The organism is Steroidobacter gossypii (assembly GCF_016801985.1).
GTDB classification, from domain to species: domain Bacteria; phylum Pseudomonadota; class Gammaproteobacteria; order Steroidobacterales; family Steroidobacteraceae; genus Steroidobacter; species Steroidobacter gossypii.
Genome location: NZ_JAEVLS010000002.1, coordinates 226,747 through 248,168 on the forward strand (window position 1 = coordinate 226,747; position 21,422 = coordinate 248,168).

The 21,422-nt window shown below is 63.1% G+C and carries 12 protein-coding genes; 9 read left to right on the plus strand and 3 right to left on the minus strand.

The annotated features are described in order from the left end of the window. Nucleotides 1–261: 261 nt before the first annotated feature. The 6 genes from JM946_RS08415 (at nucleotide 262) to JM946_RS08440 (ending at nucleotide 11,400) form a co-directional block, all read left to right on the plus strand. The gene (locus tag JM946_RS08415; RefSeq protein ID WP_203166803.1) at nucleotides 262–6,036 is read left to right on the plus strand and encodes an alpha-2-macroglobulin family protein; all 5,775 of its coding nucleotides are present in this window, start codon (nucleotides 262–264) and stop codon (nucleotides 6,034–6,036) included. Next, nucleotides 6,033–8,156: a penicillin-binding protein 1C gene (pbpC, locus tag JM946_RS08420; protein ID WP_203166804.1), complete on the plus strand. Its 2,124-nt coding sequence runs from the start codon at nucleotides 6,033–6,035 to the stop codon at nucleotides 8,154–8,156. The genes JM946_RS08415 and pbpC overlap by 4 nt, the downstream gene beginning before the upstream one ends. A 164-nt stretch (nucleotides 8,157–8,320) precedes the next feature. Further along, the gene (locus JM946_RS08425) at nucleotides 8,321–8,560 is read left to right on the plus strand and encodes a hypothetical protein (protein ID WP_203166806.1); all 240 of its coding nucleotides are present in this window, start codon (nucleotides 8,321–8,323) and stop codon (nucleotides 8,558–8,560) included. 132 nt (nucleotides 8,561–8,692) lie between these two features. Then, nucleotides 8,693–9,172, plus strand: a complete 480-nt coding sequence (locus tag JM946_RS08430; protein ID WP_203166808.1) for a CDP-archaeol synthase — start codon at nucleotides 8,693–8,695, stop codon at nucleotides 9,170–9,172. A gap of 109 nt (nucleotides 9,173–9,281) precedes the next feature. After that, entirely contained in the window at nucleotides 9,282–10,316 is a 1,035-nt protein-coding gene (locus JM946_RS08435; protein ID WP_203166810.1) for an SDR family oxidoreductase, read from the plus strand. A gap of 13 nt (nucleotides 10,317–10,329) precedes the next feature. Further along, nucleotides 10,330–11,400, plus strand: a complete 1,071-nt coding sequence (locus JM946_RS08440; RefSeq protein ID WP_203166812.1) for a potassium channel family protein — start codon at nucleotides 10,330–10,332, stop codon at nucleotides 11,398–11,400. A 4-nt stretch (nucleotides 11,401–11,404) separates the two neighbouring features. Here the strand turns inward: JM946_RS08440 and JM946_RS08445 are convergent, their stop codons facing one another. The 3 genes from JM946_RS08445 to JM946_RS08455 all read right to left on the minus strand — a co-directional run bounded on the left by JM946_RS08445 (nucleotide 11,405) and on the right by JM946_RS08455 (nucleotide 17,287). Beyond that, on the minus strand, nucleotides 11,405–14,245 hold the full coding sequence (locus JM946_RS08445) for a lactonase family protein (RefSeq protein WP_203166814.1): 2,841 nt from the start codon (nucleotides 14,243–14,245) through the stop codon (nucleotides 11,405–11,407). 194 nt (nucleotides 14,246–14,439) lie between these two features. Beyond that, complete coding sequence (locus tag JM946_RS08450) at nucleotides 14,440–15,981, minus strand: CoA-acylating methylmalonate-semialdehyde dehydrogenase (protein WP_203166817.1); 1,542 nt, start codon at nucleotides 15,979–15,981, stop codon at nucleotides 14,440–14,442. A gap of 1 nt (nucleotide 15,982) precedes the next feature. After that, entirely contained in the window at nucleotides 15,983–17,287 is a 1,305-nt protein-coding gene (locus JM946_RS08455) for an aspartate aminotransferase family protein (protein ID WP_203166819.1), read from the minus strand. Nucleotides 17,288–17,379: 92 nt separating this feature from the next. Here JM946_RS08455 and JM946_RS08460 point away from each other — a divergent pair, with 92 nt between their 5' ends. The 3 genes from JM946_RS08460 (at nucleotide 17,380) to mrdA (ending at nucleotide 21,300) form a co-directional block, all read left to right on the plus strand. Beyond that, nucleotides 17,380–18,330 carry a LysR family transcriptional regulator gene (locus JM946_RS08460; protein WP_203166821.1) on the plus strand — a complete coding sequence of 317 codons (951 nt, stop codon included), beginning with the start codon at nucleotides 17,380–17,382 and terminating at the stop codon, nucleotides 18,328–18,330. A gap of 149 nt (nucleotides 18,331–18,479) precedes the next feature. Beyond that, a complete protein-coding gene (locus tag JM946_RS08465; protein ID WP_203166823.1) occupies nucleotides 18,480–19,220 on the plus strand; it encodes a PEP-CTERM sorting domain-containing protein in 741 nt (246 codons plus the stop codon). A gap of 127 nt (nucleotides 19,221–19,347) precedes the next feature. After that, a complete protein-coding gene (mrdA, locus tag JM946_RS08470) occupies nucleotides 19,348–21,300 on the plus strand; it encodes a penicillin-binding protein 2 (protein WP_203166824.1) in 1,953 nt (650 codons plus the stop codon). Nucleotides 21,301–21,422: the final 122 nt, after the last annotated feature.

Below are 21,422 nucleotides of genomic sequence, written 5' to 3' on the forward strand. Positions count from 1 at the left end.
GGTATTAGTAAATGACACCGGTGACAAGCCCGTAGGACAGGACTTGCGAAGCGCACCCGGAATGGGCCGCGCCAGATGAATACTTATTAATAAGGAGAGGGCAGCTCGCGCGTTCGCTGTTGCGAGTCGGGCAGCTGTGACTCTTTCAGCAGACGTCCCCGCCACAAATTGCCACGATTCGTCTTTGGTCGGTCCGAATGCGGACATCGGCCGGTAAGTCTGCGGCGTGAACATCCGCAGCGATGCACGCGGAGGATCGAGATGAAGTTCGCAGGGATCGGCTTGGCTTTGCAGCTCGTCGCGCTGGTCGCTTTCGCCCAGGTGGGTGAGGCGCCGCCGGAGCCCGCCCCAACGGTAGAACTGTTCTCTCCTCGAGGAGAAATGCGCGATGTGCGACAGGCCACCGCGCGTTTCTCGGTGCCGATGGTGGCGCTCGGCGATCCTCGTCTGCCCGATCCGTTCGTGGTGAGCTGTCCCAGTCCGGGTCAAGGTCGCTGGGCAGACGCTCGCAACTGGGTCTACGACTTCGACGCCGATCTGCCAGCGGGCCTGAACTGCACGTTCCGCCTGCGCGACGATCTGCGAAGCCTGAGTGGCAAGGCGCTGGGTGGAACGCGCTCCTTCGCGTTCACGACGGGCGGGCCCGCCATCCTGAGCTCGTATCCCGACGAACGCTGGGGCCAGGTGGACGAACAGCAGATCTTCCTGCTCAAGCTGGCCGCGCCCGCCGCCACCGACTCCATCCAGGCGCACGCGCACTGTGTGGTCGATGGCATCGAAGAACAGATTCCGGTGGAAGTGCTGACCGGCGAGGAACGATCGGCGATGCTCGCCGAGCGCGGCTCGCTCGGTTACCAGTACTTCACATTGCTGTGGAAAGACGCGATGGTCTCGACCGCGCGGCTGCGCAAGGACGAGATCGAACAGGCGGAGGAACGGATTGCGGTGGTTCGATGCAAGCGTCGCCTGCCGCCTGCGACACAGGTTCGTTTGCACTGGGGTAAGGGGGTCAAGACCGTGAGCGGTGTGCCGATGGGCCGCACACAGACGCTCGCGTTCAAGGTTCGTCCTGCTTTTACCGCGCGCGTCGAATGTACCCGTACCAATGCGCGCGCTGGATGTATGCCGATGCAGCCGGTTCGCGTGGCCTTCAGTGCGCCAGTGCCACGCGAGCTGGCGCTTGCCGTGCGAATCAGAACGCAAGACGGGAAGGAACTCACTCCGCAAAGCTCCGAACAAGCGGCGCCTACGCTGGAAGAAATCACGTTCGCCAGCCCCTTCCCGGAAGAGTCGACGGTCGCGGTCGTGATGCCGGTGGAGCTTCGCGATGACGCCGGTCGCACGCTGGAGAACGCGACGCGCTTTCCGCTCGATCTACGCATCGACGCGTATCCGGCGCTGGCCAAATTCCCGGCGTCTTTCGGCATCCTCGAAGCGGAGGAAGGCGGCGTACTGCCGGTCACTCTGCGCAATGTCGAGCCCGAGTTCGGCGGGCAAGTGGAGCTGCCGGCGAAGTCGTTGCGCGTTGGTGCGGATCCAGCGGCGATCGCCAACTGGCTGGAGCGAGTGCGCAAGGCGGAGGAGCGTGCAGGCCAGTATGTTCCCAATCCGGCCGCCAATAACGAAGACGAGCCGCAGGTCATCTGGCGCGAATCGACCGGCTCGACTTCGGTGTTCGGCGACCAGGACGTGACCTCCAGCTTCATGCTGACCAAACCGTCCGGACAGAAGCCGGCCGAAGTGATCGGCATTCCGCTGCAGAAGCCCGGCTTTCATGTGGTGGAAATCGGCAGCCGACTGCTCGGCCAGTCGCTGCTCGGCCGCGATGAATTGCGCTATGTGGTCACTTCGGCTTTGGTCACCAACCTCGGCGTGCACTTCAACTGGGGGCGCGAAAGCTCGTCCGTGTGGGTCACGCGGCTGGATAACGGTCAGCCGGTGAAGGATGCGGCCATCACCATCGTCAACTACTGCGGCGGCGCCAAGCGCGCGGAAGCACGCACCGATCGCGACGGCATCGCCAAGATCGATATGTCGTTGGGCGAGCCGCATGACAGCGGCTATTGCAGCAACTGGTCGCCGTCGCCGCTGCTGGTCTTTGCTCAACATGGCGAGGATTTCAGTTTCACCCAATCCGGCTGGACCGAAGGCATCGCGCCTCATCGGTTCGGCTTGAGGACTTCCTCGGGGTGGCAAGCCGGCATCTATCACAGCGTGCTCGATCGGGCGCTGTTCCGTGCGGGCGAGACCGTGTCGATGAAACATTTCCTGCGCCGGCACGATTCGACCGGCGTGAGCTTGCCCGAGTCGGTCGCGGGCGCGCGCCAGGTGCGCATCACGCACAACGGCAGCGGTCAGCAATATGACCTGAAGGCGCAGTTCGACGCCAACGGCGTGGCCGAAAACCAATGGACCATTCCCGCCGAGGCCAAGCTCGGCGACTATTCCATCATGCTTGCCGACGGCAAGGACTTTCATCAGAGCGCGACTTTCAAGGTGGAGCAGTTCCGACTGCCTTCGATGCGCGCCAGCGTGGTGGGCTCGGCGCAGCCGCTGGTCCAGCAGGATTCCGCCGTGCTCGATTTGCACGTCGCCTATATGTCGGGCGGTGGCGCCTCTGGGCTCGCGACCAAACTTCGCACCGTGGTCGAGCCGCGCGCCATGCGATTCGAAGGCTATTCGGATTATCAATTCGGCGGCGCGCCGGTGAAGGAAGGCATCCGCACCGGCGATACTTCCTATTTCTATTCGGACGAGGAAAGCGATGCGCCGGCAGCGACGGCGAAAGTGCAAGTGCTGCCTGTGACATTGGATGGTGAAGGGTCGGCGCGTGTGACTGTGACGGGGCTACCACGGCTCGACACTCCGGCGCAGCTCACTGCCGAGCTCGAGTACGCCGACGCCAATGGCGAACTGCTGACGGCGACCGGGCGGGTGCGCCTGGTTCCTTCCGAACTGAGCGTCGGTATCCGGCGCGACGGTTGGGTCGCAAGCACCGAGCAGCTGCGTTTTCGCGTGGTCGTTCTCGGGCTCGACGGTAAGCCGCGTGCCAATCAGCCGGTCACGGTGTCGATGTATCAGTCGACCGCGTACTCATATCGCAAGCGTCTCATCGGCGGCTTTTATGCTTACGAGACGACGCGCGAGACCAAGCGGCTGCCCACGGCCTGCACCGGTGTCACCAACAAACAGGGTCTGGTCCTTTGCGATGTGGCTCCGGGTGTCAGCGGCGAAGTGCTGGTGCGAGCCGAGGCGGCCGATGCCCAGCAGCGTATTGCCGGCGCAACGGCGTCGTTCTGGGTGGCGGGCGAAGACGACTGGTGGTTCTCCGGCACGCAGGGCGATCGCATGGATGTGCTGCCCGAGAAAAAAGAGTATGACGCGGGCGACACCGCGCGCTTCCAGGTTCGCATGCCTTTCAGAGAGGCGACTGCGCTGGTCACCGTTGCGCGCGAGGGTGTGCTGTCGAGCTTCACTGTGCGCCTGAAGGGTCAGGCGCCGATCGTCGAGGTGCCGATCGCCGATGCTTACGCGCCCAATGTATTCGTGTCGGTGCTAGCCGTGCGCGGCCGAGTCGAAACGAAAAAGCGCAAAGCCTCGGCTGGCGGTCCGGAAGAAATCACGGCGCTGGTTGACTTGAACAAGCCCGCGTACCGACTGGGCATGGCGAAGATCAACGTGGGTTGGAAGCCGCATCGTCTGAACGTGCGCGTGACGCCGGATCGCAGCGTGTACAAGGTCGCTCAGAAGGCGACGGTGCAGGTCCATGTCGAACGTGAGAACGGTCAGCCGCTGCCCGCCGGGACTGAGATCGCGCTTGCAGCCGTCGACGAGGCACTGCTCGAGCTCGCGCCGAATCCGACCTGGGATTTGCTGAGCGCAATGATGGGTGAGCGTGGCATCGAAGTGTGGACTTCCACCGCGCAGATGCAGGTGGTGGGCAAACGTCACTACGGACGCAAAGCCGTGGCCCATGGCGGCGGCGGTGGTCGCGATCGCGACCGTGCTCGTGAGCAATTCAACAGCCTGCTGCTGTGGCAAGGCCGCGTGCATCTGGACGCGCAGGGCAATGCTTCGCTCCAAGTTCCGCTGAACGATTCACTGTCTTCCTTCCGCATCGTCGCGGTGGCTAGCGGCTCCGACGATTTGTTCGGCACCGGCACCGCTTGGATCGCCACCAGTCAGGATCTGATGCTGCTGTCGGGGCTGCCGCCACTGGTGCGCGAAGGTGATCGCTTTGCGGCGACCTTCACGTTGCGAAATACGAGTGATCAAACATTGCTAGTGGAGGCGCAACCTACGGTTGCAGAGCTGGGCGAGCGTGCGTTGCCGCCGCAGCAAGTGGAGCTTCCAGCCGGGCAGGCGCGCGATGTGACTTGGCAAGTGGTGGTCCCCACCGATGTTTCCCATCTGACTTGGGATGTAAGAGCCAAAGCCGGCGACTCGGCCACGGACCGAATCAAGCTCAAGCAGGACGTGATCGCCGCGTATCCAGTGCGGACTTATCAGGCGACCATTGCGCAGCTCACCGAGCCGCTATCGATTCCCGCCGAGCGGCCTGCGGGCTCGGTGAAGGGCAGAGGCGGCTTGGAAGTCACATTGCGGGCACGGCTGGGGGATGGGCTGGACGGCGTTCGCGAGTACATGCGGATGTATCCATACGTCTGCCTGGAACAGCAGCTCTCGCGCGCCGTGGTTCTGCGCGATGACTCGCTGTGGAAATCATGGACCGAGCGCTTGCCCGCTTACATGGATTCCGACGGTCTGCTGAAATATTTCCCGAGCGAGTGGTTGCGCGGCGACGATACGTTGACGGCGTATGTGCTGGCCATTGCGCATGAGGCGGGCTGGCAGCTGGTGGAGCAGGACAGGGATCGACTGATTCAGGCGCTGAAGGGCTTCGTGGCTGGTCGAATCGTGCGCGGCTCGGCTCTGCCTACGGCCGATCTGGCGATTCGCAAGCTCGCGGCCATCGAAGCTTTGTCTCGTTACGAAGCGGCCAATGCGCAGATGCTGGACAGCATCGATATCGAGCCGGATCTGTGGCCCACCTCGGCCGTGCTGGATTGGCTCAACATCCTGCGTCGCGTGCCCGACATCCGCTCTGCCTCGGAGCAGCGCCAACGGGCCCTGGGCATTCTGCGCGCTCGTCTGAATTTTCAGGGCACCACCATGGGTTTCGCCACGGAGCGCAATGACGCGCTTTGGTGGCTGATGATTTCGGGCGACTCGAACGCGAACCGCATGCTGCTCGGCGTGCTCGATGAGCCGCAATGGCGCGAAGACATCCCGCGACTGGTCCGCGGCGCCATGGGCAGGCAGTTGAGCGGACGTTGGAACACAACGGTTGCCAACGCGTGGGGCTCGCTGGCGCTGGAGAAGTTCTCCGCCGCTTTCGAATCCACGGCAGTGACCGGCGCTACCGACGTGCGCTATGCCGGTAAGCAGCAGCAGGTCGCATGGCCGGCGAATGCGAAGAGCGAAGAAGTGAGCTTGCCTTGGCGCGAGGGACAAGCGTCGCTCGATATCACTCATCAGGGCACGGGGGCACCGTGGGCGATGGTTCGTGCGACGGCGGCGTTGCCGCTCGACAAGCCGCTGTCTTCCGGTTTCCACACGACTCGCACCGTGACTCCGATCGAGCAGCAGCACCCGGGTCGATGGACGCGTGGCGACGTGGCGCGTGTGACGTTACAAATCGAAGCGCAGTCGGACATGACCTGGGTCGTGGTGGACGATCCGGTGCCGGCGGGTTCGACGATTCTGGGTAGCGGGTTGGGCGGCCAGTCGGAGTTGCTGACCAGGCAGGAACGCCGCGAAGGCTGGGCGTCGCTCGCCTTCGAGGAACGCCGCTTCGATGCGTTCCGCGCTTACTACCGCTTCGTTCCCAAGGGAACCTGGAGTGTCGAGTACACGGTGCGCCTGAACAATCCTGGCGAGTTCCAATTGCCGGCGACACGAGTCGAGGCGATGTATGCGCCCGAGATGTTCGGTGAGTTGCCGAACCCTGTCCTGGTAGTGGAGCCAAAGCAGTGAAGTCGCGTCGAGTCATCATCGTCGGCGCTGTTGCGGCACTGATCGCACTATGCGGCGTCGTGATCTTATGGCCCGAGCGCGCGCCGTCTTTTGAGGACGTGCGCGCGCAATTCACCCCGTCTGATGCGTTTCTGCTCGATCGCAATGGCGAGGTGATCGACGCCGTACGCATCGATATGAAGGTGCGCCGGTACGAGTGGCAACCGCTGAGCGCCGTCTCCCCGGCGTTTGTATCCGCGGTGATTCGAGGTGAGGACGCTCGATTCTATGAGCACGATGGAATCGATTGGCGAAGCGTTCTGGGTGCGATGAGAGATCGTTACCTGCGCGGCAAGCAACGGGGCGCGAGCACCATCACCATGCAAGTCGCTTCGCTGCTGCGGGATACGCCTCGACTTCGCTCTGGCCTGCAAGCCTGGACGCACAAGCGCAATCAGATTCGAATGGCGCGTGCGCTGGAAGCGAGCTGGACCAAGGAGCAGATCCTCGAGGCGTATCTCAATCTGTTACCTTACCGGGGCGAGCTGCAGGGAATCGCGGCGGCTTCGCAGGTGCTTGCCGGCAAGGTGCCGTCGGGATTGAGCCTTTCGGAGAGCCTTGTGATCGCGGCGTTGTTGCCGCAGCCGGGCGCGTCGCCCGAGCGTGTCGCAGCCCGCGCTTGCAATCGTGCGCGCGCTGCGAACATCGCGATCGATTGCGGCGAGATCAAGCTTGCGGCGATGACGCTGCTGTCGAATGGAGTCGAGCGATCGGCCGCACCTCAGCTGGCGCCGCAACTTGCGCATACCTTGCTTCGCTCGCCGGGTCAGCGAGTGAAAACAACCATCGATGCCCGTCTGCAACGAACGGCACGCGCCGTGTTGGAACAGCAGCTCGGCAGACTTGCGGATGAGAACGTTCGCGACGGCGCCATCCTGGTCGTCGATAACGAGTCTGCAGATGTCCTGGCATACGTCGGTTCGGCAGGGCCTCGCTCGAGCGCCCGGTACGTGGACGGAGTGAGAGCGCTGAGGCAGGCGGGCTCGACGCTCAAGCCGTTCCTCTATGCGCTTGCCATGGAGCGGCGATATCTGAATGCGGCGTCCCTGGTGAAGGATCTGCCCGTCCACCTCGACACCGCCACGGGCGCGTATATCCCTCAGGACTATGACAAGGACTACAAAGGCCTGGTGAGCGTGCGCACGGCGCTGGGCAACTCGCTGAACATTCCAGCGGTGCGCACGTTGGTGCTGGTGGGCGTCGAGCCATTCCGCGATCGGCTCTATGAGCTCGGCTACGAACACATCACCGAATCCGGCGATTACTACGGTTACTCGTTGGCGCTCGGCTCCGCCGAAGTCAGTCTTTGGGAGCAGGCTCGAGCGTACCGTACATTGGCCCGCGGTGGCCGCAGCTCGCCATTGCATGTTTTGCCCGGAGGCCACCGCGCCGAGGAGCGAGCGCTGCTGCCGGCGGATGTGAGTTTCATCGTCGCCGACATGATGAGCGATCCGGCGGCGCGCACGCTCACCTTCGGCGTCGACAATCACTTGAACACCGCGTTCTGGAGCGCCGTGAAAACCGGCACCAGCAAGGATATGCGCGACAACTGGTGCGTCGGATTTTCTTCGCGCTATACCGTCGCGGTGTGGGTCGGCAACTTCGAAGGCGACTCCATGCACGATGTCAGCGGCGTCACCGGGGCCGCGCCGGTGTGGCGAGAGGTGATGAGCCGATTGCATCGTGATGTGCCTTCCATCGCGCCCACGCCGCCAGCCGACGTCGTTGCCGTATCCACGCGGTTCGCCAATAACCTCGAAGCGCCTCGCCGCGAATGGTTCACTCGCGATCAACAAAGCACACCGCAGGCGACGGTCGCCCTGGCGGCCCCCATCCCACGCATTGCGAGCCCAGCCAACGGCATGGTGATCGCGGTCGATCCAGATATTCCCACCGCCTATCAAAAGCTGCCCATCAGCACCGAAGGCGCCACTCGCTCCATGCGCCTGAAGCTCAACGGCGCCGAGCTCGCCCGCGCCGACCGCGTCACGCTGTGGACGCCCGAGGCAGGCTCCTACGCACTTGAGCTCGGCGACGAGCGGGGCAAGGTGCTGGATCGCGTGGTGTTCACGGTCCGCTGAGTTTCGCCTGGGGCTCGATGAGATCGTTGTGTCATGAGCTCATGACATTTTCAGGGATTCTTGCGCGAGTGGAATGAATCAAGTGCGCGCTGGTCCCTGTTTCCGCGGGTCGGTCACGAATAAGGTACGCGCCTTTTCGAAACCTACCTTCGGGAGTTGCTCTGATGAAATTGCGTTTACTTTTGATTGCTGCCGCCGTTGCCACCACAACGAGCGTGGCGGTTGCCGACAATGCCGTGGCCGGCGAGAAGCTGGGTCAGCATCCTGCCGTCGTCGTTGCGCAGAACTGGAGCGCGCGAGGCATTGACACCAATACGTTCATCGTGGCCCATCCGGCGGGCCTGCAGTTGATCGCCACTCCGGTGAGCGAGAAGGACGCGCCGCGCGTTGCCGGGGTGAAATGATCCAGACTGCCGGGAGGGCATGAGTCGCTGCCTGGCGCAGCCAACGGAACTCCCGGCTTGCCTTGCTGCTTATTCCTACGCGGGGATGCTCGCATTCCCTTATGCTGAAGCCAGGGAATCCGCGGTGGGCGAATGAGTGCCGGAATTGAAACTGCCCGAGCGCTTGCCTTGCTGATCACGGCCAATGCCGTGCCTGTGGTGGTGGGGAAGCTGGTCAACGACCGTTGGGCATGGCCGCTCGACTTCGGGTATGTACTGCCCGATGGCGAGCGGCTGTTCGGCAGTCACAAAACCTGGCGTGGTCTGATCTCGGGCATCGTCGCGGCTACGGCTGCAGCCGAACTGATGGATTTGCCTGGATGGCTCGGCGCGGCGTTCGCGGCGGTTTCGCTGTTGGCCGACGCGTTGTCGAGCATGGTCAAGCGACGCATGAAGCTTGCGCCTGGCGCTGAATCTCTGGGGCTGGATCAGCTCGGCGAAGCGCTGTTGCCGCTGGTGCTGTTTGCGGGAGCGCTGTCGCTCGAGCCGGTACAGGTGATCATCGTGACGCTCGCGTTTGCCATGGTCGACGTCGCATTCACCCGGCTTGGACACCGACCCTGGCTGCAATAAGCAAAGCTTCCAATGTCACAGGGCGAGGACCGGAAGCGGAATAAATTACAACTCGTCCGGCTGCCTCGAAGTTCCTGGAACGCACCCCGCGTCCGGTGGCTTTGTTGGTATGGCAGCCAATCCACACACCGATGAAGTCGTCGTCATTACGGGCGCTTCGGGCGGCATAGGCCGGGCCACGGCCCACGCCTTTGCTCGGCCGGGAGCACGCATCGCTTTATTGGCGCGGGGCAAGCGCGGATTGGAGGCGGCGTGCGCTGAAGTCGAAGCTGCTGGCGCGCTGGCGCTCGCGATCCCGGTCGATGTAGCCGACGAGTCGCAGGTCGAAGCGGCGGCAGCACAGGTCGAAAGGGAGTGGGGGCGCATCGATGTTTGGGTGAACAACGCGATGGCCACCATCTTCGGCCCGATCAGCTCGCTCACCGGCGAGCAGATCAAGCGAGCGACCGATGTGACTTATCTCGGCGCCGTCTACGGAACGCTCAGTGCATTGAAGCGTATGCGCGCCCGCAATCGTGGCGTGATCGTTCAAGTGGGCTCGGCGCTGGCGTATCGAGCGATCCCATTGCAAGCACCTTACTGCGCGGCCAAACATGCGTTGCGCGGCTTCACCGATTCACTGCGTACGGAGTTGCTCCACGATCGCAGCAACGTGCATGTGACGACCGTGCATCTGTCGGCCTTCAACACGCCGCAGTTCGACTGGGCGCTGAACCTGGTGGGCAAGCGGCCCATGCCGGTGCCGCCGATATTCCAACCCGAACTCGCGGCGGAAGCCATCGTATGGGCGGCGCGCCACCGCCGTCGCGAAGTGTTCGTCGGCTGGCCGGCAGTGAAGGCGGTCACAGGGAACAAACTTTTCCCCGGCTTGCTCGATCGCATCCTCGCCAAGCAGGGCTATTCGGGCCAGATCACACCGGAGCCGCTGCCCGCCGATGCCTGCGCCAATCTATATGAACCGTGCGACAATAACCCCGGCGCGCATGGGCGCTTCGATCGCGAGGCCCGGCGCCACAGCTGGCAGTGGCGGTTCACGAGCAATCGTCCGCTGGCGTTGGGCGTGACCGCAGCGTTGGCCGCGCTGCTGGCCTTCGCAGGTCAACGAGCCGCACGGCGGCGCACGAGCGTCGATCACTGGCGATAACGAATCATTGTTGATGAGCATGCCTGAGCAGCCGATACACGGGGCGTCCGAGGCGCTGAATCGTCGCGCGCGACTTCCCGGTCGGCGCTTGTTCATCGGCGGCGAACTGAGTGTCCGGCGCACATTGTTGCTGCGCGCGGCGCTGGTGGTGTTTCTGTTCGTGCTGGTGATCGGCGTGTTCTGGCTGGATCGGGACGGTCTGCGGGACAATCACGATGGCGAGATCTCGTTCATCGACGTCGTGTACTTCACCATGGTCAGCGTCACGACCGTCGGTTATGGCGACATCGTACCGGTCACGCCGCAGGCGCGGCTCGTCGATGCCATCTTCGTCACACCGATCCGGTTATTCGTCTGGCTGATTTTCGTCGGCACGGCCTATCAGTTCGTGCTCCAACATCTGATCGAGGACATTCGCATGCGCAGACTTCAGGCGCGGCTGCAAGGGCACGTGGTGGTTTGCGGATATGGGCACTCGGGTCGATGCGCCGCCGCTGAGCTAGCCGCACGTGGCATCGACAAGCAACACATCCTGATCGTCGATCTGGACAACGCACGGCTGGAGGATGCGGCGGAGCACGGCTACATCGGCATTCTCGGTGACGCCAGTCGCGAGGAAACGTTGCGCCAAACCATGCTGCCACAGGCGCGAGCCTTGATTGTCTGCACGGATCGCGACGACACGAATGTGTTGATCACGCTCACGGCAAGAAACATCGCGCCGGACGTTCGCATCGTGGCGCGTGTCGAAGAGGCGGAGAACGACAAGCTCGTGCGCCAGAGCGGCGCGAACTCCACGGTGTTGCCTTCCCGCGTGGGCGGCATTCTCATGGCCGACTCCATCGAGTCGAATCATCTGGCCACTTATGTGATGGATCTGATCAGCGCCGGCGGCCAGGTGACGCTGATCGAACGCGCTCCTCGCGAAGACGAGGTGGGGCGGCATCCTGCCGAGATCCATTCGCGGATTCTTCGTGTGGTGCGCGGGCACCACACTTTCAATTTCTGGGACGCCGATCTGCGCATCGAGCCGGACGACAAGCTGATCGTGATTCGACCGCCTCAGGCGGCCGCGAGCGCCTGATACGTTACTGGGTGTACGACGTTAAGGTTAGCGGCGACGGCACCGCCGATGTCTGCCATAACGTCGAAGTGATCTGCTTCAGCCCGAGGGCGCCGCTGGCGCGGTCGATCTCGAATGTCACGATGCTGCGTCCGGCGAGCTGAGTCACGTACAACCATCGGCCGCTGGCATCCACGGTGGCTGCAATGGGTTCGCCGCCGACGCCGAAGCTGCCGGTCAAATTCAACGAGCCGTCGGACTGGATGGTCATGACTTCCACGGTGCCGTGATCGCGGCGTGTGACGAACAGGAACTTGCCTGCCGGGTCCATGGCCATGCCGTATGGACTGAATACGGGATTCACCTCCGCAAGGGGCTCGAGCGAGCCATCTTGCGGATCGATGCTGTAGGCGCGCACTCCGGGCAAGTCGCGAACGTTGACATAGGCATATCGTCCGCTGGGATCCAGCACCACCGACAGCGCCTCGCCAGCCGGTTCCGTGCTGGTAGCAGTGAGCGTGCCGGTGTCCGGATCGATCGCGTAGGTTTGCACCTGATGAGTCACCATGCCGCCGGACGTCACCGGAGTCGACGTATAGAGATACTTGCCATTCGGGTGAATGGTGACGCCGCTGGCCTCGACCGGCGTTGCGACGCTCGCTAGTGAAGACAACGCGCCGCTGTCGCTGTCGGCGACGAATCTCTGAATCGTCCTGGTGTTCTGGCTGGTCACATATGCAAAGCGGCCTTGCGGCTCGAACAGTATCGACGTGAAATCGATCCCGGCAGCGAATGGACTGCCCGGCAGTCCAGTCAGCGCGCCACTCGAGGGGTCTAGAGAATACCCCCAGAGGTGGTTCGTCACCGCATCGGGCACGTAGAGGAAACGGCCGAGCGGATCGATGGCGACATTGTTGGGCGCCCCGAAGGAGTTGATGTGATCGCGAACCGTCAGGGTACCGTTCGCGTCAACATCGATTCGATGCAATTTCTCGAACAAGGCGTCCGTGAAATATGCGTTCCGGGTGACGAACTTCAGCGGTTCCGGCTGATCCTCGCTGCCGACCGCGCCAGGCATTGCACCCACTGTCGCGGGCGAGGTGGGTAGCGCAGCCAGCCTGCCCGTCTCCGTCTCGATGCGATAAGAGCTCAGCTGATTGCTGCTCTCGTGTGTGACGTAGAGATAGTTGCCGCTCGCATCGACGTTGAGGCTCGTGGGTGATGAGGGCGTGGAGAACGGGCTGCCTGGACCTGCAGTGAGCGCGCCGGTCGCGGTATCCACTGCGTAAGCGCGAAGATTGAACGAAGGCCCGCTCGCGGCGTGGCCGGCATAGAGATACCGTCCGGTCGGATCGAACTGAACCGTTACTGGGTTGGCGCTACTGTCGAACGGGCTGCCTTGGACCTTCGAGAGCGATCCCGTCGCAGCGTCGATGGTGAAAGCCGACAGGCCTGCGCCGGAGCTCGCGGAGGCGGGATGTTTCACATAGATGAAGCGGCCATTCGGATGAAGTAACGCCAGCGTGGCGTTCGGGCCCGCCGCAAACGGACTGCCGGCGATGGGCGCAGGGATGCCGCTGGTCGCGTCGATGCCGAACGCGGAAATCGCGCCCGCCGCTGGATCGAAGGCATATAAGTAGCGACCTTGTCGCTCCATCACCAGTCCGCCGCTCGAGCCGCCAACTGAAATGCGACTGGCCGGCGCTTCAGTGAGCGAGCCTGAGGTCTGATCGATGGCGTAGGTGTACAGCTCGGAGCCGGCACCGGCTGCATATGCGAACCGTCCGCTCGGTTCGATGACGAACCATCGGGGCTGCGCACCGGAGGCAAGCACGCCTGCGGAAGTGAGTGCGCCGCTGGTGGTGTCGATGCGAAACGCAGCGATACTCGAACCACTCTCGTTCGGCACATACAGGAAGGGCCGAGTCGGATGTCGCAAGGCGGTCGTCGGCCCCGCATCCCCGGTCGCGAACGGGCTGCCAGCGACTTCGACGACACTGCCATCACGAGCGCCCAACGAGAACGCCGAGACACTATCGTCGTCCTGGTTGATCACATATCGGAACTGCTTGCCATCGGCGGTCTTGTAGGTGACGGCAGCGACGGGGCCGTGGCCTGTTTTCGTCACGACGCCAGCGCGCAGCTGTCCTGTGGCCGCATCGATGGCGAACGACGCCATCGTCCCGTCCGCGCGATTGAGCGCATACGCGAAGCTGGGATAAGGCGTCTCGCAGTGGATTGTGACATCGCTCACGTTCGCGGCTGTCACCGTCCCGCGGCCGTTGCTCACAACGCAGCGTTGCGCCGGGTTGGCGGGCGCATTGTCGACGGCGACGTCATAACTCGTCCCTGGCGGCAGTGCGCTCGGGAAGGCGAAGCTGCCGTTCGAGTCGACCGTGACTTGCTCGCGACCGTTGTTCAGAACCAGCCCGGAGCCCGACAGTCCGGTGACAGAGCCGCCCACCGTGAACGTGTTCACGGTGCAATTCACTGCGATGTTCGTCACATTCGCATCCTCGACCGTGCCGGTACCGGAGCTGACGACGCACGTCTGCGCGGGGTTCACGGGCTGAGCTGCTATGCCGATTGTGTATTCAGCCCCGCTGGCGATGGCGGTAGGAAAGGTAAACGCTCCGTTCGAATCGATCGGCAGCGCTTCGCCCGTGTTGCTGCGGAGAACGAGGCCCGAGCCGCTGAGCCCGCTCACCGTGCCGCCGAGCGTGTAGGTCTGAGCGGGCGGTGGCGGAGGAGGAGGCGCCGAAGGCGGGGGTGTGCTGCGTTTACCGCCGCCACCACCACCACAAGCAGCGAGAAGAGACATCGCAACCAGACTGGCTGCGCCACGCAAGTGACGATACGAGCTCATCGAAGATCCTGCCGACGGTCCAGGCGTTCGCACATCCCTGTTGCTCTCGCTTGGCAGTTCGAGTCTGCCGCTGGAACTCGGTAGGCGCTCGCAAAGCGGCTAGAGTGCCTGGATCAGCGCCGGCATGAACGTGCGCGGGTCACAATGCGACGCTGCGCGAGAGCCGCGCGCAGCGCTCTTACTGCCGAACGGAGCTAGATGGACGACGGAATCACAAACTCGGCGCCCTTGGCGGTGCTCTCCGGCCAGCGCTGCATGATGGACTTCTGGCGCGTGTAGAAGCGGATGCCTTCCCGTCCATAAACATGCATGTCGCCGAACAAGCTGCTCTTCCAGCCGCCGAAACCATGCCAGGCCATGGGCACGGGAATGGGCACGTTGATGCCGACCATGCCCACCTCGATGCGTCGGGCAAATTCGCGGGCCATGTGTCCATCGCGCGTGTAGCACGACACGCCGTTGGCGAACTGGTGAGTGTTGATCAGGCGAACCGCTTCGGCGAAGTCTTTGACTCGCACGCACGCGAGCACCGGACCGAAGATTTCTTCCTGATAGATCTTCATGCTGGGCTGAACGTGATCGAACAGCGTGCCGCCCAGCCAGAAGCCTTGTTCGCGCCCAGCCACCGTGAAGGGTGCGCCGGACTTCGGATCGATGCGGCCGTCCACCACCAGCGAAGCGCCGCTGGCCTGGCCTTCCTCGATGCATCGGCTGATCCGCTGCACCGAATCGCGAGTGATGATCGGGCCCATCTCGGCGTCTTCGACGGCGCCGTCGGCGATCTTGAGAGAGCGCGCGCGTTCGGCGAGTCGCGGAACGATCTTGTCGGCAACGTCGCCCACCAGCACCGCCACCGAGATAGCCATGCAGCGCTCGCCGGCGGAGCCGTAGGCCGAACCGATCAGCGCGTCCACGGCTTGATCCAGATCGGCGTCGGGCATGACGACCATATGGTTCTTGGCGCCGCCCAAAGCCTGGGTGCGCTTGCCGTGACGGGCGCCTTCCATATAGATATGTCGTGCCACAGGGGTGGATCCCACGAAGCTCACCGCCTTGATATCAGGATGCTGCAGGATCGAGTTCACGACGCTGGCGTCGCCTTGGACGACATTGAAGACGCCGTCCGGGATGCCAGCCTGCTTCAGCAACTGCGCCATCAACAACGAGGCGGAGGGATCGCGTTCGCTGGGCTTGAGAATGAAGGTGTTGCCACACGCGATGGCGATAGGAAACATCCAGCACGGCACCATGCAGGGGAAGTTGAACGGCGTGATGCCCGCAACTACGCCAAGCGGCTGACGCAGGGTCCAGTTGTCCATGCCGGTAGCCACTTGATCGGTGAAGTCACCCTTGAGCATCGGGGCGATGCCGCAGGCGAACTCGACGATCTCGATGCCGCGCATGACTTCGCCGCGCGCGTCCGAGATCACCTTGCCATGTTCTTCGGTGATCGCCGCGGCCAGCGCGTCGCGCTGCTGATTCATCAGCTGCAGGAACTCCAGCAAGGCACGAGTGCGGCGGATCGGCGGCCTGTCCGCCCATGCCTGCTGCGCCTTCAGAGCGGCATCGACGGCAGCCTGCAGGTCCTGCGTGCTGCCGAGCGCTACATCACGGACGCGTTGTCCGGTGGCTGGATTGAAGACGGGCTGAGTGCGCGTTCCGGTGCTTTCGACCAGGCGTCCTCCAATCCAATGCTGGACGAGGTTGGGGCGCTCCACTGCCTGAGCTGCGTTCATGTCATTCGACCTCTTGCAACGAATCTCGAACAGTCTCGATCAGCCGATCGATCTGCGATTTCTCGACGATGAAAGGAGGGGCGAGCTGTAGCGTGTCGCCGCCGAATCTTACGTAAGCGCCTTTGCGCCATGCCGCCAATGCGGCCTCCATCGGACGTCGCGCGGGCTCGCCCGGACGCGCCTCGATGGTGATGCCTGCTGCCAATCCGAAGTTGCGTATGTCGGTGACGTGACGCGAGCCCTTCAGGCTATGGACCGCCTGCTCGAAGTAGGGCGCGAGCTCGCGAACACGCTCGATCATTTGTTCCTTCTGAAGCACGTCCAGCGCTGCGATTCCGGCGGCGCAGGCGACCGGGTGCGCTGAATAGGTATAGCCGTGGGGAAATTCGATCGCGTAGTCGGGGCCGCCGGCATCCATGATGGCGTCGTGAATCGCCTCGCTGGCGATCACCGCGCCCAGCGGTTGAGCGCCGTTGGTGACTTGCTTGGCGATATTGATCATGTCCGGCACCACGCCGAACGCTTCCGCGCCCGTCATGGCGCCGCAGCGGCCGAACCCGGTGATGACTTCGTCGAAGATCAACAGGATGTTGTGAGCGGAGCAGATCTCACGCAGACGCTGCAGATAACCTTGCGGCGGCACGACGACTCCGGCCGATCCGGAGAAAGGTTCGACGATCACGGCGGCGATGTTCGAAGCGTCGTGAAGCGCGATCAGATCGAGCAGCCGATCCGCGAGCTCGACGCCATTGGCGGGCATGCCTCGCGAGAACGCATTCGCCGCCAACAGAGTGTGCGGCAGATGATCGGTTTCGAGGCCCGGACCGAACACCTTGCGATTGCCCACGATGCCGCCCACCGAGACGCCGCCGAAGTTCACGCCGTGATAACCCTTTTCCCGGCCGATGAGCCGCGTCTTGCTGGCCTGTCCCTTGGCGCGCCAGTAAGCCCGCGCCATTTTCAGCGATGTGTCCGCAGCTTCGGAGCCCGAGCCGGTGAAGAACACGCGATTGAGGCCGCCCGGCATCAGGGATTGGATCTTGTCGGCGAGCTCGAACGCGAGCGGATGACCGAACTGGAAGGCCGGCGAGTAATCGAGCCGGGCGATCTGCCGCGAGACCGCTTCGGTGATTTCCTTGCGGCAATGGCCGAGCCCGGTGCACCACAAACCGGACAGGCCATCGAGAATTCGCCGGCCCGTTTCATCTATGAAATGAGCGCCCTCGGCCTGCACCACGATGCGAGGGTCCTGTTTGAAAGCGCGGTTGCCGGTGAACGGCATCCAGTAAGCGTCGAGACGGGTCATTGTGCGAACTCGAGTAAGGGGCCTCGAGGCATATGATTGGCAAAACCGGTACTCTTGCAAATGGGCAAACGTCACTCTTTAGTTGCGCATCCATGAAAGTAAGCCGGCAGCCTCGGGAACGCGCCCTGCTGGGCCAGGTCAGCGATCTGGACCTGCGTCTGCTGCGGGTTTTCAAGGCGGTCGCCGAGTGCGGCGGCATGGCGGCGGCGGAGCTGGAGCTGAACATCGGCACCTCCACCGTGAGCCGGCACATCAAGGATCTGGAAACTCGTCTTGGGCTGCGACTATGCCGCCGCGGGCGGGGCGGGTTCGCACTCACCACCGAAGGCGATCGCGTTTATCGCGAGATCCTGACGCTGCTCGGATCGGTGGAGGCGTTTCGCAGCAGCATCGACGACATCCATCGGCGCATGGGCGGTCAGTTGGAGATCGCGCTGTTCGACAAGATCGTCAGCAACCCCGAGGCGCGTGTGCACGTGGCCGTGGAGCGGTTCTCGGCGCTGGCGCCGGAGGTGCGTTTGAGTGTGCACGTCGATTCCATTAACGGCATCGAGCGTGGCCTGCTGGACGGCGCCTATCACGTGGGGGTGATGCCCACTCACCGTAGTTCCAAGACGCTGTCCTATACGGATCTGTTTGGCGAGACCATGCTGATGTATTGCGGCGTGCGGCACCCTCTGTTCAACACCAACAACGACACATTGAGCTGGGCCAGGCTGCGCAAGCTGCCATTTGCCGGACTCGGGTATCACTCGCCCAACATGGAGCTGAGTCATCGCACCCGCCTGGAGCGCACCGCCACCGGTTACGATCAGGAAGCCATCGCCACCTTGGTGTTATCCGGCGCGTATCTCGGCTTCCTCCCGGATCACTACGCCGAGAGTTTCGTGAAAGCAGGGCAGCTGCGCGCCGTCAATCCGCAACGCTTTCGTTATTCCTGTCGCTTCGCCAGCGTCATCCGCCGCTCGCCCGCACCTTCACGGGTGGTTCGTGCGTTTGCCGATTGCCTGGTCGCAGCTCATTCCAAGGTGCAGGCGAGCTAGCTCGTCGACGCTGCTTACACATTGGAGTTCCGAAGTAAAACGGGGACCGCCAAAGAGCTATCGCGCAAGGAACAAAGGTGCGATGGCCCGAAAGCTGCAACGTGGTTGCCGGCCTGGATTGGCTTGCAACGAACCGGGGGAACAAGAATATGAAAAAGGCTTTCGCGGCTGGGTTGTGCCTGTTGGCGTCGTTCAGCGCTCATGCCACGCTCATTACTATCGATCCGGATGACTACGCGCACGGCACGGATCTGTCGCAGATCGCGCCCGGGCTGACCCTGCAGGCGCTACACCAGGCGAATACCTCCCGTGATCCGGTCCCGAACAGCTTCTACGCACCGGTCTATCTGCCGATCGTCGCGGCCGATTGCGATTTCCGCTGTGGCAATCTGAATGGCGAGCGCGAGTTCGGTTTCCTGTCGCCCTCCGGCAGCGTGCTTGAAGGTTTCGGCCGCATCGAGGGAAACAGTTGGTGCCTCTCAGCCACGCAGGCCGGGCTGGGTTCGAGCTACTGCCGTGACGGCTTCACGGTGCTCGAGATGACGTTCGAGAACCCCACCGACTTCCTGCAGGTCGAGACAGCCTGGGGCTCCGATGCATCCTCCCTCATGGCGTTCAACAGCGCCGGCGAACGCCTGTTCTGGTGTACGGCCAACGAGCAAAACAGGGTCTGCGACGGCGTTCAGATCGTTACGTCGGGTCTCGGTGGACACTCCTCCACGTTCACGATCGCTCGCGACACTGGCGACATAGCCCGGGTCATCTTCGGGGGCTTCATGGGCAGCGCCAGCATCGGCGGCATTACATACAACGTACCTGAACCCGGCACCTTGGCGTTGTTCGCGCTGGGCCTGTGGGGCTTGGGTCTGGCGCGTCGTCGCAGGAGCTGATCGCCACCCGCGAGGAGTGCTGAAGCTTTCCCGGAGATCTTCCAACAGAAAACATCTAACATAGCCGCCTGACCCCGGTCATCACGGACGCTGCGCATGGATCACGCTACGGTCGCGGTTCAGCTCCATGTCTAAATCCATTCGCCTGAAGGATCATCGGGCTGAACAGGAGCTGTTCGAGGGCCGGGCCCTGTTTGCGGCCGTGGTGATGGTGCTGGCGTTGGGGACCGTGATCGCCCGGCTGGTCTGGCTGCAGGTCGTTCGTTACGACTATTACGTCGGCGAATCTCAAGGCAACCGCATCAAGGTCGAGCCGATTCCGGCCAACCGGGGCCTGATCCTGGATCGTAACGGTCTGCCGCTCGCCACCAACGCACCGTCTTTTCAGCTCGAGCTCACCCGGGAGCAGGTGGCCGATGTCGATGCCACCCTGGCGCAACTGGCCGAGCTCGAGCTGATCGAGAGCTCCGATCTGCCCAGGCTGCGCAAGGAGATTGGCAGCCGTCGCTCGTTCGATTCGGTGCCCATCAAGCTGCAGCTGACTGAACAGGAGCTGGCTCGCTTCGCCGCGCGCCGACATCACTTTCCGGGCGTCGAGGTGGTACCGCGATTGACTCGTCATTATCCGATGGCGAGCAGCAGTGTCCACGCCATCGGTTACGTGGCCGCAATCAGCGAAGAGGACGAAAAGAGCCTCGACATGACTCGCTACGCCGGCACCACCCTGACCGGCAAGAGCGGCGTGGAGCGCGCCTTCGAAAGCGAGTTGCACGGCTATCCCGGCGTCAGGCAATTGCTGGTGAACGCTCGGGGTCGGCGCGTCGAGCGCATCGGTCGGGAAGATGTGCCGCTCGAGACTCGCCAGCCGATCGCGGGCAACGATTTGTTTCTAACGATCGATCAGCGAGTGCAGCAGGCTGCCGAGGAGGGCTTACGTGGCCAGCGCGGGGCGGTGGTCGCACTCGACCCGAGCAACGGCGACGTCCTGGCGTTCGTGAGTACGCCGGCATTCGATCCGAACCTTTTCGCGCGGGGTCTGACTCACGCCGAGTATCTGGCGCTGACTGGAGATCCGACGCGGCCGATGTACGACCGCGCGTTACGCGGCGTCTATCCACCCGGATCAACTGTCAAACCTTTGTTCGCCCTCGCGGCCCTCGAGCATGGCATCGTGACTCCGCACGATACACTTTATTGCCGGGGCATGTGGTCATCGCCGGGATACGGACGCGCACGCCGCGACTGGAAACCGGCGGGCCATGGCACCGTCGACTTGCGCAAGGCGCTTGCCACATCGTGCGACGTTTATTTCTTCGACATCGCCCGAGTGATGGGTATTGATCGGATGGCAGGCTTCCTGTCGCAGTTCGGCGTGGGCAGCCCCACGGGTATCGACATCCAAGGCGAACGGCTTGGCATCTTGCCGTCGACCGAATGGAAGAAGCGTGCTTTCAAACGACCGGAGCTGCAGGTCTGGTTTCCGGGCGACACCATCAGCGTGGGCATCGGGCAGGGACAGATGCTGGTGACACCTGTGCAGTTGGCCCATGCGATTGCGACGTTGTCCGCGCGCGGCGTGCGTTATCAGCCACGAATGGTCCGAGCCATCCGAGACGTTCGCACCGGTCGAATTCGTGAGCTGCCACCTGTGGCATTGCCGCCCGTCAAACTATCGGATCCCGCAGCATGGGAGGTGGCCATCGGCGGCATGATGGATGTGGTGAACTCTTCCGTGGGCAGTGCCTGGTATTTTCTGCTGCCGACCCCGCAATACCGAATGGCGGGAAAAAGCGGCACCGTTCAGGTTTTCACAGTCGCGCTCACGGAGCGCGTGCGTAAGCCGGGAGAGTTGCAGGAGCATCTCCGTGATCACGCATTGTTCGTCGCCTTCGCTCCCGTCGAAGCGCCGAAGATCGCTGTTGCTGTGATCGTGGAGAATGCGCCCGCCGGCGGCTCGAAGTTCGCCGCTCCCATCGCACGGCGGATCCTGGATACATATATGCTCACGCCTGCGCAACTTGCCGAGCAGGACGCAAAACGCAAGCCCTCCCGGCCCGCGCTTCCTGCCATTGGGGAATAGTGGGCCGCGGCCCCCATCATTTGGTTGAGTCGGCGAAGAACAATGCGCTCTCCGGGCTTCCCGTCGGCACAGAGCCGAAGATCATTTTCTGTGATGTTCGCGATCTGACTGATGCAGCGATT

Coding starts and splice junctions, on each gene's coding strand:
- JM946_RS08415 (WP_203166803.1), top strand. CDS start 262: ATGAAGTTCGCAGGGATCGGCTTGGCTTTGCAGCTCGTCGCGCTGGTC.
- JM946_RS08425 (WP_203166806.1), top strand. CDS start 8,321: ATGAAATTGCGTTTACTTTTGATTGCTGCCGCCGTTGCCACCACAACG.
- JM946_RS08430 (WP_203166808.1), top strand. CDS start 8,693: ATGAGTGCCGGAATTGAAACTGCCCGAGCGCTTGCCTTGCTGATCACG.
- JM946_RS08435 (WP_203166810.1), top strand. CDS start 9,282: ATGGCAGCCAATCCACACACCGATGAAGTCGTCGTCATTACGGGCGCT.
- JM946_RS08440 (WP_203166812.1), top strand. CDS start 10,330: ATGAGCATGCCTGAGCAGCCGATACACGGGGCGTCCGAGGCGCTGAAT.
- JM946_RS08445 (WP_203166814.1), bottom strand. CDS start 14,245: ATGAGCTCGTATCGTCACTTGCGTGGCGCAGCCAGTCTGGTTGCGATG.
- JM946_RS08450 (WP_203166817.1), bottom strand. CDS start 15,981: ATGAACGCAGCTCAGGCAGTGGAGCGCCCCAACCTCGTCCAGCATTGG.
- JM946_RS08455 (WP_203166819.1), bottom strand. CDS start 17,287: ATGACCCGTCTCGACGCTTACTGGATGCCGTTCACCGGCAACCGCGCT.
- JM946_RS08460 (WP_203166821.1), top strand. CDS start 17,380: ATGAAAGTAAGCCGGCAGCCTCGGGAACGCGCCCTGCTGGGCCAGGTC.
- JM946_RS08465 (WP_203166823.1), top strand. CDS start 18,480: ATGAAAAAGGCTTTCGCGGCTGGGTTGTGCCTGTTGGCGTCGTTCAGC.
- mrdA (WP_203166824.1), top strand. CDS start 19,348: ATGTCTAAATCCATTCGCCTGAAGGATCATCGGGCTGAACAGGAGCTG.